This is a genomic window from Anaerolineales bacterium, from assembly GCA_030583885.1.
In the GTDB taxonomy this organism is placed as follows: Bacteria; Chloroflexota; Anaerolineae; order Anaerolineales; family Villigracilaceae; genus Villigracilis.
This window is the reverse complement of the sequence record CP129480.1, coordinates 2718481-2734153: the sequence shown is the minus strand read 5'-3', so window position 1 is coordinate 2734153 and position 15673 is coordinate 2718481. Positions and strand designations below refer to the sequence as shown.

Genomic DNA, 15673 nt, shown 5'->3' with positions numbered 1-15673 from the left:
TCTTTACCGAGGAGGTTTGCCAATGCAGGAAAGCGCGCAGCAAAAAGCAACGATCCCGTTCTGGCGCGACGAACGCATCCTGAATATTCTGGGTCAGGTGGCTTTTATCATCGGGCTTCTTTTCGTTGGTTCGTTGATCTACCAAAATATGAAGGCCGGCCTTGCAAGGCAGGGCATCACCCTCACCTACAGTTTCCTGAACGGGATTTCCGGCTTTGACATTTCCGAAACCCTGTTCACGTACAGCCGAACTTCATCCTATTGGCAGGCATACCAGGTCGGATTGTTGAACACATTGTCCGTCAGCATCGTGGGGGTCGTTGCCTCAACGGCATTTGGCGTCATCCTGGGGGTTGCGAGGCTTTCCACCAACTTCCTGATCAACCGCCTGGCAGCCTTTTATCTTGAATTGATCCGCAACCTTTCCCTGCTGGTGTTTTTGATATTTTGGTATTTGGGTGTCTTTCTAAAACTGCCGAGGGTCAGGGAGGCGGTTGTCTGGCCCGGTAACATCTTCCTGACCAATCGCGGCGTGGGGATTCCCTGGGGACTTCCCACCGATTCATACCCGACCTTTCGGCTGATCCTGATCGTCGGCCTGGTGCTCGCTGTCGTTGTTTTCTTCGTTTTACGTTCCTACAGCCGGCGCACGGGGCGTGCGCCGCTGACCACGCTGTGGACGTTCCTGACCGTCCTCTCCGTTGCGCTGATTGGATGGTTCGTCCTGCCCGAAAAGCCTCTTGCCTTCGACGCGCCCGTCATTGAAGGCTTGAACATGACCGGGGGAAAAGTTCTCAGCCCTGAATTCATGGCGCTGACTTCCGGGCTTGTGCTCTACACATCCGCTTTTATTGGCGAGGTCGTCCGCTCTGGCATCCTCTCCGTCTCGAAGGGGCAGGTGGAGGCCTCCCGCGCGTTGGGGTTGAACGGCTTCCAAACCCTGCGGCTGATCGTTTTCCCGCAGGCGCTGCGCGTGATCATCCCGCCGTTGACCAGCCAGTACCTGAACCTGATCAAGAATTCGTCGCTTGCCATTGCGGTCGGGTATCCCGATCTGTTCTACGTCTCGAACACCATCCAAAACCAGACGGGACGGGCGGTGGAAATGATCTCGATGGTCATGTTGACCTACCTCCTATTCAGTTTGATCACATCCGTGTTCATGAACTGGTACAACCAACGAATAAAACTGGTGGAGAGATAGGATGACACAGGCAAATTCGGTCCTTCCTCCGCTTGCCGAGCGTTCTGGGGTTCTGCGCTGGCTGCGAAAAAATCTTTTTGGTTCATGGCTTGACGCCATCCTGACCGTCATCGGCGCATTGATCATTTATTGGGCGGTTAAAGGATTTCTGACGTGGGTGTTCACAGTGGCGGAATGGGAAGTGGTCGCTGCGAACATGCGCTTGTTCATGGTCGGTCAATATCCGCTCGAACAGGCATGGCGGTTGTGGGTTGCGCTCGGCTTTCTAATGTTCCTGACGGGAAATTCGCTTGCCATCTGGGCGCGAAGATCGTATTTCGCAACCATTCTCCTGCTTGCCTCCCCCGCCCTGCTTACCCTTTTTCCCTTTGGAGATGAGCCCCGCAAGTGGCTTATTATCCTCAGCGTGACAGGAGTGATCGGCTGGGGGATGGGAGCGGGCAAGCCGCAGGTACTGGGCAGGATCGTGATCCTTGGGTGGATTCTTTCCCTGCCAATGTTCATCCTGCTGACACGCGGTGTCACACCTGAAGGTGGGGTGATGCCCATCGTCGGCACCAACCTGTGGGGCGGTTTGCTGCTGACCTTCCTGCTCACGGTGGTTGGCATCCTTTTCTCCTTTCCACTTGGTGTCATGCTTGCCCTGGGACGCAGGTCCGAACTGCCCATCATCCGGCTGGTGAGCGTGGCATATATCGAATTGGTGCGCGGTGTCCCGTTAATCACCATTTTTTTTATGGCCCAATTGATGCTGCCGCTCTTTTTGCCGCCCAATTGGACGGTTGATCGTATTCTGCGTGCCATGGTTGCCGTCACATTATTTAGCGCGGCATATCTCGCAGAGAATGTGCGTGGAGGCCTGCAAGCCATCCCCAGGGGGCAGTTTGAGGCGGCGCATGCGCTGGGCTTGAGCGGTGCGCAGACCATGATCTTCATCATCCTGCCCCAGGCATTGCGCTTGATCATCCCGATCCTGGTCGGGCAGTTCATTGCCGTTTTCAAGGACACTGCGCTGGTGGCGATTGTCGGTCTGTTCGATCTGGTGGGCATCGCAAAGACTGTTCTGGCGCAGCCTGACTTTTTGGGCTTGCAGCGCGAAGTATATGTTTTTGTTTCCCTGATCTACTGGGTGTTGAGCTATGGCATGTCCTATCTCAGCCAGCGGTTGGAGGAAAAACTTGGTGTCGGGAAGCGATAAAAGGAGGCATCTATCATGGTGCAGGACAGCGATATCATTATTTCGGCTCGTGATGTACATAAGTGGTTTGGGAACTTCCATGCCCTGAAAGGCATAAATATGGACGTGAAACGGCGGGAGGTGATCGTCATCTTCGGCCCATCGGGTTCGGGAAAATCCACCTTTATCCGCACCATCAACCGCCTGGAAGAGCATCAGCGCGGACAGATCATCGTGGATGACATCGAACTAAGCCACGATGTGCGTAATATCGAGCAGATTCGCAGCGAAACGGGCATGGTGTTCCAGCAGTTCAATCTGTTCCCGCATTTGACGGTGATGCAGAATATCGTTCTTGCCCCCATTCAGGTCCGCAGGTGGACCAGGGAAAAGGCGGAGGAGATCGCCATGCAATTGTTGGAGCGGGTGGGCATCCCGGAGCAGGCGCAGAAATACCCTGGTCAACTTTCCGGCGGCCAGCAGCAGCGTGTGGCCATCGCGCGCGCGCTTGCCATGCAGCCGAAGATCATGCTCTTCGATGAGCCGACCTCCGCGCTTGACCCTGAAATGATCAAGGAAGTGCTGGACGTAATGGTGGAACTGGCGAAATCGGGCATGACCATGATCGTGGTGACCCACGAAATGGGCTTTGCCCGCGCAGTAGCCGACCGTATGTTCTTTTTTGATGAAGGGCAGATTGTGGAGAGCGGCGCGCCCGAGGAGATTTTCAAGGCTCCGAAGGAGGAACGAACAAAACTCTTCCTCTCGCAGATATTGAGCCACTGACAGGAAAGAGCCGGGAATTTTCCCGGCTCTTTCCTGTCATGGAATCTAAGGACTATGACTGGAAATCCGCGACCATTTCGCCATTGACCCAAAGTGTATATCTGCCTGCGGGGAAACTGCCGAGGGAAATATTCGTGTCAAATGGTTCGAGCACCTGAATGCACATCACCTCGGGGTCGGCCACCGAGTACACATTCACCATCACTTTGTTTTGAGCATCTGGCGGATTGACATCCACACGCAGTTGATGGCAGGGTGTAGGCAGATTACCAGTGACCTGTAACGAGAATTGCAGCGGAAAACTTTCCAGTGTCAATAATTCCGTCGAATCCAGGTACACCTGTCCGCGAATAAGATCGGCGTCATCAGGCGTGGGGCTGAAATCATCCCCTGGCGGCGGGAACGGGGGCTCGCTGTTGACGGGGTCATCCATGCGTGGTTGTTGTGCAGGCGTGCATGCGCCTAAAACAAGAATCGGGATGGTAATGATTATAAATATCCGCTTCATGATCTTCTCCATTTTTTATCCTGACGGTGAAACGGCTAAAATAGTTCCATTAATATGTGACGAAATCGCCGATCAGAATTTCGTTGACCCAGATCGTATAGCGCCCGGGGGAATATACCCCCAGTAAAATGTGCGCTTCGAATTGCTGGAAGACCCTCTCGCAGCCGTGGTCTGAATCCACCAGGCTGTATGCCTCAATCAGGATGCGGCGGCTTTCATCGGGCGGTTTGACATCGATGCGCAGTTCATTGCACACGCCCGGCATATAGCCCAGAAACGCCACTGTCACACGCGAAGGGGTTAAATCGAAACGCTCTGAAAGATTGATGGATGTGATCGTCACGCCTGCGCGGGAAAGGTTGACATCCTCCTGCCGGGGTGTATATGGATTTTCTTCCGGCAAAATACGATATGGCAGGGATGTTGTCGGTGTTGGTTCTGCATCCGGAATGGGAAGACATGCACTCGATAGTAGAATAAGGATGAGAAGGAGAACTCGCTTCATTCCCTGCTTTCCCTTCCTAAGGTGACGCTCTCGAACAGTTTCGGCGCAGTGACATAGATGCCGCGTCCGCTCACGGCGACGGTTGAATCTGCCAATTTGATCTCCCCGCTCGAGAGGATTTTCCGCTCATCGATTTGGATGATCCTTGCTTCGAGGGTCAGCGGCTGGTTGAGTGGAAGCGGCTTGTGATAGTTGATCTCCAAATTGACCGCCGCCACCTTGTGTCCCGCCGCCCAAACAACCAGACCCATCGCTTCATCTAAAATCGCCGCAGATGCTCCGCCGTGCGCGTGGCCGGGCGGTCCCTGCTGGGCCTCGTTCAATGTGAACCCGGATGTCATGATCCCGTCATCGTCCACGAACCATGTCAGGCCAATGCTGTGTGGATTGTCCCGCCCGCACACAAAACACCAGCCGTGATAAGGGAGTTGTCGTTTCATGCTTATTATTTTATCGCCTTTCATGTTAAAATTCACAAATGATGATCCGCGTCAAACTGATCGCCAACTACCGTAATGCCCTCCCGCCTGAAGCGAGGCATGGCGTGGTGGAATTGGATGTCCCCAATGGTACGACGGTCTATGATGCCATCTCCCGCTTTGACGTTCCCCTTAATGATGAAAGCGTCATTGTGCTGAACGGCGTCACCGTGGATCTGTCCACACCCCTGAAAGAGGGCGACATGGTCACGGCGTTTTCCGCGATCGCCGGCGGATAAAAAAAATAAAACACGAAGCATACAAAGCGCACAAAGGCAGACCTTTGACCTTTGACCTTTGACCTTCAAACCTGCAACTTACCAACTTTCTAACCCATCCCAAGGAGTTCCCATGTACGGCTGGCACCTCAAAATCCTACGCGTCAACCTCACCACCCGAAAAATCACCACTGAAGATGTAGACCCCAAGATCGCACGCGATTACCTCGGCGGGCGCGGATGGGCGATCCATTATATGTACAAGGAAATGGACCCCACTGTTGACCCGCTCTCCCCGCAGAACATGCTCATCTTCGCCACAGGACCATTGACCGCCACCCCCGCACCGACGGGCAACCGCTACATGGTCGTCACCAAGTCCCCGTTGACGGGCGCGCTGGCGCACTCCAATTCGGGCGGCGAATTCCCCACATGGATGAAACGCACCGGCTTCGATTTGTTCATCTTTGAAGGCAAAGCCTCCGAGCCGGTCTATGTTTTGGTGAACGAAGACCAGGTCGAAATCAGGTCCGCGGCGCATGTGTGGGGCAAGGATACGCATGAGACGACGGATATCCTCAAGGCGGAAACATCCGCTGAAGCGCGTGTCGCCTGTATCGGGCCCGCGGGCGAGAATCTCGCGCTCATGGCAGCCATCATGAACGACAAACATCGCGCGGCGGCTCGCTCTGGCGTGGGTGCGGTGATGGGTTCGAAAAATCTCAAGGCCGTGGTCGCGATGGGCAATAAAAACCCGCCTCTGCACGACCCCGAAGGGATGCGCGCGTTGAGTGTTTCCACATCTAAGGAAGTGGGCGCGGATGTGAAGAAGGGCTCGAACATGCGCATTTACGGCACGTCGTATGTGCCGCAGGTGACCAACACGCTCGGCATTTTGCCGACGCGCAATTTCCTGCAGGGCACATTTGAAGGCGTCAATCATATCGATGGCGATGCGTTGAAGGATCAATATCTGATTCGTCACACGCCTTGTTATCGCTGCCCGCTTTCCTGCGGACGTCTCACCGAAGTGCCAGATGGTCCATATAAAGGCAAGGGTGAAGGTCCTGAGTATGAAACGATCTCGTCATTGGGAACAGGCTGTGGCGTCAGCAATCTTGCCGCCTTGGTGAAGGCAAATTATCTGTGCAACGAATTCGGTATGGATACCATCACCACAGGCATGACGATTGCCGTTGCGATGGAAATGTATGAAAAAGGGTATCTCTCTGAAGATATCATTGGTGTGCCGCTCAAATTCGGCGACCACGATGCGATGATCGCGATGATCAAATTGATGGCGTACAACGAAGGCTTTGGCAAAGACCTTGCGATGGGAAGTTTTCGCCTTGCTGAAAAATATGGTCATCCCGAACTTGCCGTCACCACACGTAAACAGGAATTCCCTGGCTACGATCCGCGCGGTTCACAGGGCATGGGCTTGCTGTATGCCACCTCGAACAAGGGCGCTTCCCACATGGAAGGCGACGTGGCCTACGAAGAAGTCTTCGGCGTGCCTGTGAAGGAAAACCCGCTCACTACAGATGGCAAGTCGGAACTTGTCAAACACTTTCAGGACTCTTTCGCGTTGATCGACGCTTCGGGTCTGTGTGTATTCGTCGCCATCCGCTACGTCTTCGATAAGGAGCGTTTGATCCTGCCGCGCGTTCTTTCCGAAATGATGAACCTCACCACAGGCGCGGGCTACACCCCCGAAGAAGTGATGCAAGCCGCCGACCGCGTCTACACCCTCGAGCGCATGTTCCTCATCAAAGCGGGTTCGGGACCCGAATGGGACACGCTCCCAACCCGCATGTTGCATGAACCCCTTCCTGATGGTCCCGCCAAGGGCAAGGTGGTGGAACTCGACAAGATGCTCCCCGATTTTTACAAGGAGCGCGGCTGGGACGAGCAGGGCTATCCCACCCAGGAGAAGTTGATGGAATTGGGATTGCCGTTGAGTTAGGACGGTGGACGAGAGGCCGTTGACCGAGAACAAGCCCGGATGGCTGCACGTCCGGGCTTTCGCTTCTTTCTTAAGGGATGCTTGATTCCGTTTTCTAAATCTTTGGTATATAATGCCCACGGTCACAAATTGCGCTTTCCCGTTTCTAAAAAAGTGCAATTTGTGACCGCGCTGGGTATAACCTGTGGAATGACCGAATCAGACGCGAACACCCTTTGTAAATCCTGCGGACTGTGCTGTTCGGGACATCTCTTCTCGTGGGTCAGGCTCAATGCCCCCGAATTGGATCCCGTTGAAAAACTTGGTTTAAACATCATTCGTAATGACCCCCGCCAGCGTGGATTTACCCAGCCATGTCCTGTGTGGAATGGTGTTTGCACGGTGTACACCTCGCCCGACTACCCGCGTAGCTGCAAGAAGTACAAATGCATAGTACTGCGAAGACTTCTTGATGGGGATATTCCCCTGCCGGACGCATCCTCGATAATTCAGGAGACAATGGGATTGATTCGTGAGATCGAGTTGCATTTGCCCACCTCAACGGCGATCAGTTTTCGTGAACGTTTGATGGCACACAAGGAATATCTGGAATCAAAGGGGAAGGAACATGAGGGGGGCGAAATGGAGTTTCTGCGCAAGGCCGAATTGCTATTAACCCACTATGAAGACCGCTTCGGCGTGGATGACTTTGTTGATTACGAGAAGTAAAGGGGATTGGATTCCCTTCAACGATGGATCGCATCCAGTGTAACCCTTGTCGCATGGATGCGGCAGATCACGCGGGTTTCTTGCCCGCGTTTTTCAAGCGGGAATACATATCCGTAATATTGCGGGTGTTTTGTGTATTGTCGTGTGATCTGGTCAAGGTGGGTGAGTGCGTCTTCCCGAATCAGTTCCACCTGACCACGGATTTGGATGAATCTTCCGGTATCTTCCGGGTCAACGATCAGCAGGGAAACCCTCGGATTTGCCCCCATATTTTTTCCTTTTTGCCTCTCTAATGAAGTGTTGATGCGGGCGCATTCGCCGTCAAAATCACACCACACAAGGCTGGATTGTGGCTGGCCATCGGGCATCAGCGTGGTCAACACTCCATGGATGGGACGAGTCAATAGGTCCAGATGGGAGGCGGGAATGGGCTTTGTCACGATGCTGCCTCCTTCTTCCGCGCATCCAAAGCAACGACATGCAATGGATGAATCCTGCATAATATGGGTGTTTCCTTTTCCCTGAATTCGGCAGGCACGCATTTGCCGAAGTAGGGCGATTCCCCCGTGTACAGTTCCGATAATCCATTCAAATGTTCCATTGCGCCATGTTCGGTCATTTCTACAACTTCGCCACGAATTTCAAGCGAGCGCAATGGTTCGCGCGGGTCGTAGCAGAGCAGGGTCACTTTTGGATTGGCGCGCATGTTCTTCTCTTTGCGGAAGCCGCGCATGGTATTTACACGGATGTATTCCCCATCATAGTCGCACCACACGACGGTGGTTTGGGGTTGTCCATCCGGCATGAGGGTGGTTAAAGCCGCCACACGAGGGGCATGCACAAGGTCCAGGTGCGAAGCGGGAATTCGACCTGTCAATTTTTCCTCAGGATGTTAATCATTTATATCCCACCAATTCAAGATGCGCAACGCGCGCAAGGTATTCCACCTGCTGGGCTGACCCGCCTTTTCGAGATCAAAAAACTTTCTACCGGACATGCCGCTGTTCATATGCCAGGGTCCGTCCTTCTTTTGTTTTGATTTCAGGAGTTCAATGGCATCGGACATGCGCTCATCGCGCGGCGCATCACAGGCTTGGAAGTAATCCAACGCGCGGATGAAATCATACCGCCAGCGAGGCGGGAAGGGCATGCCGGTCATTTTTTGGTCAAAGACATCCCCTGTTCGGTGTGATTTGTACAAGCGATGCCCAAGCAGGAATTCTTGTCCACGCAAGCGGACATCGCTGATTCGGATTTTGTTTTCGGGGAATGAACGCTCGTACTCATACAACCCTTCCAGTGCAGAGATCGTGGTGTGAAAGGATGAGTGTGTTGCGCCTTTGTATGATTCACAATTCCAGCCGCCGTCGGGCATTTGCTGGCCGACTACATACGCCGCGACACCATGAATCCGGTCGTCGGGGTAGCGGAAGTATGCCAGCAAGGCGAGGATCATGCTGGTGACGCAGGTCTCGCTGTATTTCAACGAATATGAAAAGAAGTTGATTCCCCCATCTGTGTAAAAACCCTTGTCGAGAAATATCTTGCAAGCCCGTTTCGCCTGTGGGTTGTTGGATGGCAGCCCAAGCAGACGCAGGGTTAGCATGCTGTAGGTTGTGGATATAAATTTGGGACCATATATCCCACCGCCCCAGCGCCCATCAGGATCTTGTAAGTCAAGCAGACGTTTACCCCATCCTTCCTTTGCGATCTTCTTTCTTTCCGCCTCATATTTAGACGGGCTGAGATTCAGCAAGTCGCGCTGAACCTGCCAGCGGATGGATGGGTCGCCTTCGAGCAGCCAGGGGATTATTTCGGCGTTCATTTTAGAAAATGGCCTTCAAATCAGCTGTTGCAAAATATCTCCGATACGCATTCGTTTCGTTGAGTATGCCCTTCAATGCGGTGAATAATTCTGATTGCAAATACGGATTCTTCCCCTGCATTTCCCTGGACAATATGACGTCATCCTCTTCGATGTTTACGGAGAGTTGCCCGGTTGCGGCCAGCCATTCCAGCCCGATCTGCACGGCACTCGCGCGCGCTGCCATCGTCGCCGCCAGTTCATGGATGGTGGTTTTGCCTGTTTTTTTACTTAATGCGAATTTGCACAACCCTGCCAGCCGTTTTAGGAAGTTGTCGGGTTTTTCTTCCGCGGGAGGGACGGCAAAGATATGAACGATCTTTGGCTTGACGATCTTCAATACTTTCTGCAATTCAGTGGGGGATGGGGGCGTGGTATAGATTGCGAGTTCGTCCGATTGGCGCAAATCGAAACGGAATTTTCCCCTGGCTTTATCCGCGCCTTCCGCCCAGATCAACGTTTCAGCGTCCAAACGTTCAAACGTTGAAACGTTCAGGCGCATGTCTCGAATATCGATTCCCGATTCTTGAACTTCGACAGGCTGTTCTTCAACGACCCTGAATTCCTTGAATTGCAGTGTGACCTGTTTCTGTCCGCGGAAGGAGCTGGCGCGCAGGGAACCGGCGATGTCGAATTTTCCGCCGGCAGGGGGCAGTTCTTCGCCTGCACCGCCCCACCATAGAAAACTGCCCATTTCTCCATGTTCATCTTCCACGTTCAAACGCAGGTGTTCTCTTGTCTTTCCGATTTCCTTTACGGATTTCAAGGTTACGTTGCGGGTGGCGAGAGTCAACTGGGGATTGCCTGCGCCGAATGGGGCGAGCAGTTCCAATGAATCAGCGAAGGAAATGTTCAGGTCGGAGAGAGCAAGCCAGGCGTCGATCTGAAGCGCGGGTTCCTCAAAGACGATGTCGCCCAGTTGTTGTTCGATCGCTTTGCCAAGTCCGCGTCGAAACTCATCCAACTTGTCTGAATCAAGTGACATGCCTGCCGCCATGGGGTGCCCGCCGTATCCGAGCAGCAAATCTTTTTGCGTTGCGACGGCTTCCGTGATGTGCAAGCCTTCGATGGAGCGCGCCGATCCGCGCAGGATGCCGTCGTCGGATTCAGTGAAGAGCAGGGCGGGTTTGTGATACCGCTCGACGAGCTTGTTGGCGACGATGCCCACCACGCCGCCGGGCCAGTTGGGATGCGAAAGCAGGATGACAGGTTCGGCCAGCAGGCCGGGATTGGCTTTGAGTTGTCCTTCCGCCGCTTCATACACCTGGCTTGTCAATAATCGCCGTTGCGCGTTCAAACCTTCGATTTGCGCGGCCAAAACTCTGGCACGCGCGGAGTCGTCCGTGAGCAGTAACTCAACAGCGGGATTGGCGTCTCCCAATCGTCCGAGTGCATTCAAACGCGGCGCGAAGGTGAAGCCGATGGTTTCTTCTGTCAACGTATCCAGCGATACGCCTGCCAGGTCCGCCATCATTTTCAACCCAATGCGATTGGTTCTGCGCAGCTGTCGAATGCCTTGTTTTACAAGCGAGCGGGTTTCGTTTTGGAGCAGGGCAATGTCGGCGACCAAACCAAGCGCGACCAGGTCAAGTAAATTCTCGATTTCAGATTTTCGGTTTTCGATCAAGAGCGCTTCCGCGAGTTTATAGGCAACACCTGCGCCGGCCAAATTTCTTAATGGATGGTCTTGGGGTAATAATTTCGGGTTGACAATGGCTTTCGCGTTCGGAAGTGTTTCCCCCAGATCATGATGGTCGGTGACGATCACATCCACGCCGCGCGAATTGGCGTAGTCGATTGCGTCGTGCGCGGTGATGCCCGTGTCGCAAGTCAGCAGCAGTTTCGCTCCGTTATCAATGACCGGTTTCAAACTTTCAATGTGCACGCCGTGGCTTTCCCGTCCGCGTACGGGGACGTAATACGTCACGTTCGCGTCGAGCACTTGAAGGGTTTGCACCAGCAGGGCAGTGGATGTCTGCCCGTCTACATCGAAATCGCCCCAAATACATATCCCATCACCATTGCGTATGGCCAGGTCGATGATGTTGACCGCAGCTTCGATATCGGGGAATTGTGTGGAAGGATTTTTTTCTGGATAAAGAAACGCCTCCGCATCTTCGGGACGGCTGATCCCGCGTCGGAGGAGAGTCTGCGCTACGAGGGGAGGCAGGTCGAGGGGAGAGAGAGACGAAACGTCTACGGGTTGAGGGTCGAGCCAGCGGGTCATATGAATGGAACCGTGATTACAGGATGGCTCCATTGTAGCAGGTAGTTATTCATCTCGGGCCGTATGGAATGTTCGGTTCTCTAAAACGGGAATATCAACGGCAACACCAACATGGCGATGACCAGGCTGATGATCAACATCGGCATGCCGATCTTGATATAGTCGCTGAAACGATAGTTGCCTGCACCCATAACCAATGTGTTGACCGGGGAGGCGACCGGAGAGGCAAACGCCATGGATGCCGCCACGCCGACACCCATGAGAAAGGCATGCGGCTGCACGCCCAAATTATTGGCTGCGGCCAGTGCCAGTGGAGCGACCAGCACGGCAGTGGCCGTGTTGGAGAGCACCTGCGTAAAGATCGATGTTGCCAGGAATAAGCCTCCCAAGACCCAAACAGGACCAAGCGAACCAAGTGTGTTCGTCAGGGATTGCGCACCGAGGCTGACCAGCCCAACTCTTTCGAGGGCAGTGCTCATTGGCAGCATGCCCGCCACCAGTACGATGGATTTCCAGTCAATGTACCCATAAGCTTCGTCAATGGTCAGGCATTTTGTGATGATCATCAGCAAAGCCGCCAGCATCGACGTTGTGACCAGGGGCAGCGCCTCACCGATCATGGTCAGGAGCATGATGAACATGATGAGCGCAGCGATCGGCGCTTTGGACCTGCTGGCAGGTCCCGATAACTGTTCAGGCTGCCCCATGACGACAAAGTCGCGGCGGCGCTTGCGCAGGGCAAGGATATTTTCCCATGCCCCCTGTACTAACAGGATATCACCGAAGCGCAGGGTGGTGGTTTTCAGGTTGAGCAGCTCATTTGCGCCGGGGCGCTGGATGCCAAGAACAGTCAGGTGATATTGACCGCCAAAACGAAGGTCCGTTAGGTTTTTATCGATCAGGTGCGACTCGGGTGTCAGAATTACCTCCGCCAGTCCCACTTCCTGGTTGATGAGCGATTTGTCGTCATCGGCTTCGGCGGGCTGCACACCCAATTTCCACGATGCAGCCAGATGAGCCACATCGGCAGACGAGCCTTGGACGAGGATCAGATCATCCGCCTGGAATTTTGTCTCAACGGAGGGTTTTATGCCTTTCAATTTCTCCGCCTGCCATACAAGCCGTGTCTCCCCGAACTTGACCATGGTGCGCGCTTCAGGTTTTCGCCTCAACTCAATGATGTTGACATTGAACTGGGCACCGAATTCACCTTCAGTGATGGTCTTCCCAACCAGTGGAGAGGTCTGTCGCACGCGCAATCGGAAAAGATTATCCGGCAAGCGGTAGCGCTGCACGATTTCCTCGGGTGTGGAAACTCTCTGCAAGTCCTGGGCGGGCACATGGTCGGGCAGGAGGCGTTTTCCGATCGTCAGCATGAAGACCACACCCGCCATGATCAACAGGATGCCAATGGGGGTGTAATCAAAAAATTGAAAAGGACGCGCGCCGCTTTCGCGCAGGACATCGCTGACAATCAGGTTGGGCGGCGTGCCGATCAAGGTTGCCGCGCCGCCGAGAAGTGCGCCGTAGGAAAGGGGGATCAATAATTTCGACGGACTGATGTGTGCGCTCGCTGCGAGACTAATAACTGCGGGAAGGAGCACTGCCACGGTGCCGGTGTCGCTCATGAATGCAGACAGCAGCGCGACGGCCAGCATCACGGTGACGATCAGCCGGGTGGGATTTGTCCCTGCGATCTTCAGCACCTGGTTGCCGATGGATGCGGCAAGTCCCGTTTGGAGTACACCCCCGCCTATGACGAACAGTGCTGCGATGGTCAATACGACCGGGTTGGAGAACCCGGCAATGGCTTCGGCGGGTTTGAGCATGCCCGTGAGCATGAGCGAGATGACCACGATCAGTGCCACCACGTCCACGCGCAGCCATTCGGTAACAAAGAAGAGTATGGCGAAGAACAGGATGCCCAACGCCAAGTACATTTCAAATGTCATAAGAATTTCCGTCTGTGTTTTTTAAGAATCATAAAATGGAGCCGATTTTAAAATCGGTTCCATTTTATCAGTGATGATGGTCAACCTGTAAGTGACGATTGTTCATATATTTGGGTTATTTCGGGATGAATCCTGGAGAACATGCGGGTGTAGTTACTTCTTTTCGACGGGAATGAAAATCTCCTCGATCTTCATCTGAAACAATTCCGCGATCTTGAACGCCAGCGGCAGGCTGGGGTCGTATTTTCCCGTCTCAATGGCATTGACCGTCTGTCGCGAGACGCCCAGTTTATCGGCAAGGTCAGCCTGCGACCAGTCCCTTTCAGCGCGCAGGACCTTGAGGCGGTTCTTCACTGGTACTTCCTTATGAAATATCCCAGGCTGATGCCCCATAATGCAAACATGATCGGAAGCACCCAGATGGTGGGGAAGTGGGGAAAGCCGATGTTTTCAAGGAAGCCATACGTGAAGGTAATCAGCCCGGTTGTAATCGCGGAGAGTACGACGGCCTGAAGTTGAATTTTTTGAAAGAGTTCGTCGCTGTCGCGCAGCGCCCGCAGGATGGCAATGATCACGAATAGGACAGGGATGACAGGGATCAATGCGAGAAAGATTTGCATCGGCTTGGACAGTTCCAGTCTTTCGAGCAGGTAGGACGTGAGGATTACCGCGATCACATACGTTCCCATGGATATGAAAAACTCCCTGTAGTAACGCTTCAAAATTTGTTTTTGATTCATGTCTGCCTCCTCGATCATTTTTCGTTTGATTTGTCTTTATTGTCCAGGGAAATGATCCCGCCCAGTATGGCCCCGAAGGCCGCGCCAAGCGCGACGCTCATGGCGATGGTATCGAGAGCCACACCAATCGCCGCGCCAAGCCCGGCGCCTATTGACATGGCGGCCCTGCTTTTATTCTTTTCATGGTTTTCTCCTTCTATGTGTCAAGGTTGCTTGACTTTCGAGAGTATAAAATACCCTTGTCATTTAGTCAAGGGTATTTGACTTTCAGTCTGTTGATGGATTTTAGCTTATGGAGTGTTGAAACTCATCCTTTCCCTTACTGCACTCGGCAGGTCTGGGAGGCGGCTCCTTTCCACGAGGAAGGTCGAGACCTCGGTCAGTTCCTTGAAGATGTAATGCTGCCGCAGCGCGCCTTCGAGGTAGCCCGCTCCGCTCGTGCCGCCCGTGCCGGCGCGCATGCCGATCATCCGCCGCGCTATGAGCATGTGCTTGTAGCGGAATTGCGAAAGCAGTTCGTCGATGTCGATCAGCGTAGTGAGCAGGTCGAACGGCTGCTGGAAGATGGGCAGGTTGCGGTACAGCATGATGAAAAGCACCGCGCGCATCGCACCCACCGAAAATTCACCCAGGCCCTCCTTGTAAAAGATACGCTTCAATTCCTCCATCTGGCGCATTTCGACGGGCGTGGTCAGGCTGTTCTTGTAGATCTGTTTATAGTCGTTCCAGAATTTTTGCAAACCGTCTTCGACGGGAAATTGGGATTGATACTCCGTCCAGAGCGACTCATCGAAAAAGGGAGTTCGCTCCGCCCATTGGATGACCAGCCCTTTGAGCGTCGCTTCCGTCTCGACCTGGTTAATGGTCTTGTAATCCTGTTGGTCGAATCCACCCGGACGCGTGTTCTTGTAGTAGTTCGCCTTGTAGCGCTGCTCCATCTTCAAACCAAGTTTTGCTTCGATGATGCGGAATTGCAGGCTTTGGAATCCCGAAGACGGCTGGAGCAGGTCGCGGAATTCTAGGAAGTCCATCGGCGTCATCGTTTCGAGAATATTGACCTGCTGGTTGACCACCTCGAAGATCTTCGCCACCCGCTTTAACTTATGGACGGCGATGCTCATTTCGCCCGCGTTATCGTTGACGTTGTCCTGAGAAAAGATCTCCCGCACCCGGTCCAATTCGTGGATGACCATCTTGAACCACAGCTCATAGGCCTGGTGGATGATGATGAACAGCATCTCATCTGTTTTCAAGTCGCTTTTGGGATGCTGACTGTCGAGAATTGTAGCGAGTTCGAGATAGTCGGAGTAGTACAGTTGGTCGCTCATGGGCTCCTCAC

The 15673-nt window shown here is 53.7% G+C and carries 18 protein-coding genes; 6 read left to right on the top strand and 12 right to left on the bottom strand.

Annotated elements, in window-relative coordinates; genetic code table 11:
* Positions 1 to 22 precede the first annotated feature (22 nt).
* From QY332_13615 to QY332_13605, 3 genes are read left to right on the top strand one after another with little or no spacing between them, the layout of a single operon-like run.
* Complete coding sequence (locus QY332_13615; protein WKZ34653.1) at positions 23 to 1204, top strand: ABC transporter permease subunit; 1182 nt, start codon at positions 23 to 25, stop codon at positions 1202 to 1204.
* Position 1205: 1 nt separating this feature from the next.
* Positions 1206 to 2402 (top strand): amino acid ABC transporter permease, encoded by a 1197-nt coding sequence (locus tag QY332_13610; protein WKZ34652.1) that lies wholly within the window; start codon positions 1206 to 1208, stop codon positions 2400 to 2402.
* A 15-nt stretch (positions 2403 to 2417) separates the two neighbouring features.
* A complete protein-coding gene (locus QY332_13605; GenBank protein ID WKZ34651.1) occupies positions 2418 to 3167 on the top strand; it encodes an amino acid ABC transporter ATP-binding protein in 750 nt (249 codons plus the stop codon).
* A 52-nt stretch (positions 3168 to 3219) separates the two neighbouring features.
* Here the strand turns inward: QY332_13605 and QY332_13600 are convergent, their stop codons facing one another.
* The 3 genes from QY332_13600 to QY332_13590 are packed head-to-tail and all read right to left on the bottom strand — an operon-like array spanning position 3220 to position 4620.
* Positions 3220 to 3675: a hypothetical protein gene (locus QY332_13600; protein WKZ34650.1), complete on the bottom strand. Its 456-nt coding sequence runs from the start codon at positions 3673 to 3675 to the stop codon at positions 3220 to 3222.
* A 49-nt stretch (positions 3676 to 3724) separates the two neighbouring features.
* Positions 3725 to 4180 (bottom strand): hypothetical protein, encoded by a 456-nt coding sequence (locus tag QY332_13595; protein ID WKZ34649.1) that lies wholly within the window; start codon positions 4178 to 4180, stop codon positions 3725 to 3727.
* Positions 4177 to 4620, bottom strand: a complete 444-nt coding sequence (locus QY332_13590) for a PaaI family thioesterase (protein ID WKZ34648.1) — start codon at positions 4618 to 4620, stop codon at positions 4177 to 4179. Before QY332_13590 ends, QY332_13595 begins: the two co-directional genes overlap by 4 nt.
* Positions 4621 to 4658: 38 nt before the next feature.
* Here QY332_13590 and QY332_13585 point away from each other — a divergent pair, with 38 nt between their 5' ends.
* From QY332_13585 to QY332_13575, 3 genes are all read left to right on the top strand, one after another.
* A complete protein-coding gene (locus QY332_13585; GenBank protein ID WKZ34647.1) occupies positions 4659 to 4898 on the top strand; it encodes a MoaD/ThiS family protein in 240 nt (79 codons plus the stop codon).
* A 112-nt stretch (positions 4899 to 5010) separates the two neighbouring features.
* Positions 5011 to 6843: an aldehyde ferredoxin oxidoreductase family protein gene (locus QY332_13580; protein ID WKZ34646.1), complete on the top strand. Its 1833-nt coding sequence runs from the start codon at positions 5011 to 5013 to the stop codon at positions 6841 to 6843.
* 189 nt (positions 6844 to 7032) lie between these two features.
* Positions 7033 to 7551 carry a hypothetical protein gene (locus QY332_13575; GenBank protein WKZ34645.1) on the top strand — a complete coding sequence of 173 codons (519 nt, stop codon included), beginning with the start codon at positions 7033 to 7035 and terminating at the stop codon, positions 7549 to 7551.
* Positions 7552 to 7568: 17 nt separating this feature from the next.
* Here the strand turns inward: QY332_13575 and QY332_13570 are convergent, their stop codons facing one another.
* From QY332_13570 to QY332_13530, 9 genes are all read right to left on the bottom strand, one after another.
* The gene (locus tag QY332_13570; GenBank protein ID WKZ34644.1) at positions 7569 to 7991 is read right to left on the bottom strand and encodes a PPOX class F420-dependent oxidoreductase; all 423 of its coding nucleotides are present in this window, start codon (positions 7989 to 7991) and stop codon (positions 7569 to 7571) included.
* Positions 7988 to 8428 (bottom strand): PPOX class F420-dependent oxidoreductase, encoded by a 441-nt coding sequence (locus QY332_13565; protein ID WKZ34643.1) that lies wholly within the window; start codon positions 8426 to 8428, stop codon positions 7988 to 7990. Before QY332_13565 ends, QY332_13570 begins: the two co-directional genes overlap by 4 nt.
* A 15-nt stretch (positions 8429 to 8443) precedes the next feature.
* Positions 8444 to 9376, bottom strand: coding sequence for a hypothetical protein (locus tag QY332_13560; GenBank protein WKZ34642.1), 933 nt, complete (start codon positions 9374 to 9376; stop codon positions 8444 to 8446).
* Position 9377: 1 nt separating this feature from the next.
* Positions 9378 to 11642, bottom strand: a complete 2265-nt coding sequence (gene recJ, locus QY332_13555; protein WKZ34641.1) for a single-stranded-DNA-specific exonuclease RecJ — start codon at positions 11640 to 11642, stop codon at positions 9378 to 9380.
* 80 nt (positions 11643 to 11722) lie between these two features.
* Positions 11723 to 13594 (bottom strand): SLC13 family permease, encoded by a 1872-nt coding sequence (locus tag QY332_13550; GenBank protein WKZ34640.1) that lies wholly within the window; start codon positions 13592 to 13594, stop codon positions 11723 to 11725.
* Between the two features lie 153 nt (positions 13595 to 13747).
* A complete protein-coding gene (locus tag QY332_13545) occupies positions 13748 to 13948 on the bottom strand; it encodes a helix-turn-helix transcriptional regulator (protein WKZ34639.1) in 201 nt (66 codons plus the stop codon).
* Entirely contained in the window at positions 13945 to 14334 is a 390-nt protein-coding gene (locus QY332_13540) for a hypothetical protein (GenBank protein WKZ34638.1), read from the bottom strand. The genes QY332_13545 and QY332_13540 overlap by 4 nt, the downstream gene beginning before the upstream one ends.
* A gap of 14 nt (positions 14335 to 14348) precedes the next feature.
* The gene (locus QY332_13535; GenBank protein ID WKZ34637.1) at positions 14349 to 14492 is read right to left on the bottom strand and encodes a hypothetical protein; all 144 of its coding nucleotides are present in this window, start codon (positions 14490 to 14492) and stop codon (positions 14349 to 14351) included.
* 132 nt (positions 14493 to 14624) lie between these two features.
* Positions 14625 to 15662 (bottom strand): tryptophan 2,3-dioxygenase family protein, encoded by a 1038-nt coding sequence (locus QY332_13530; GenBank protein ID WKZ34636.1) that lies wholly within the window; start codon positions 15660 to 15662, stop codon positions 14625 to 14627.
* Positions 15663 to 15673: the final 11 nt, after the last annotated feature.

Excerpts from the sequence above, each read along its gene's own strand:
- QY332_13615 (WKZ34653.1), top strand. The coding sequence starts at position 23 with ATGCAGGAAAGCGCGCAGCAAAAAGCAACGATCCCGTTCTGGCGCGAC.
- QY332_13610 (WKZ34652.1), top strand. The coding sequence starts at position 1,206 with ATGACACAGGCAAATTCGGTCCTTCCTCCGCTTGCCGAGCGTTCTGGG.
- QY332_13605 (WKZ34651.1), top strand. The coding sequence starts at position 2,418 with ATGGTGCAGGACAGCGATATCATTATTTCGGCTCGTGATGTACATAAG.
- QY332_13600 (WKZ34650.1), bottom strand. The coding sequence starts at position 3,675 with ATGAAGCGGATATTTATAATCATTACCATCCCGATTCTTGTTTTAGGC.
- QY332_13595 (WKZ34649.1), bottom strand. The coding sequence starts at position 4,180 with ATGAAGCGAGTTCTCCTTCTCATCCTTATTCTACTATCGAGTGCATGT.
- QY332_13590 (WKZ34648.1), bottom strand. The coding sequence starts at position 4,620 with ATGAAACGACAACTCCCTTATCACGGCTGGTGTTTTGTGTGCGGGCGG.
- QY332_13585 (WKZ34647.1), top strand. The coding sequence starts at position 4,659 with ATGATGATCCGCGTCAAACTGATCGCCAACTACCGTAATGCCCTCCCG.
- QY332_13580 (WKZ34646.1), top strand. The coding sequence starts at position 5,011 with ATGTACGGCTGGCACCTCAAAATCCTACGCGTCAACCTCACCACCCGA.
- QY332_13575 (WKZ34645.1), top strand. The coding sequence starts at position 7,033 with ATGACCGAATCAGACGCGAACACCCTTTGTAAATCCTGCGGACTGTGC.
- QY332_13560 (WKZ34642.1), bottom strand. The coding sequence starts at position 9,376 with ATGAACGCCGAAATAATCCCCTGGCTGCTCGAAGGCGACCCATCCATC.
- recJ (WKZ34641.1), bottom strand. The coding sequence starts at position 11,642 with ATGACCCGCTGGCTCGACCCTCAACCCGTAGACGTTTCGTCTCTCTCT.
- QY332_13550 (WKZ34640.1), bottom strand. The coding sequence starts at position 13,594 with ATGACATTTGAAATGTACTTGGCGTTGGGCATCCTGTTCTTCGCCATA.
- QY332_13540 (WKZ34638.1), bottom strand. The coding sequence starts at position 14,334 with ATGAATCAAAAACAAATTTTGAAGCGTTACTACAGGGAGTTTTTCATA.
- QY332_13535 (WKZ34637.1), bottom strand. The coding sequence starts at position 14,492 with ATGTCAATAGGCGCCGGGCTTGGCGCGGCGATTGGTGTGGCTCTCGAT.
- QY332_13530 (WKZ34636.1), bottom strand. The coding sequence starts at position 15,662 with ATGAGCGACCAACTGTACTACTCCGACTATCTCGAACTCGCTACAATT.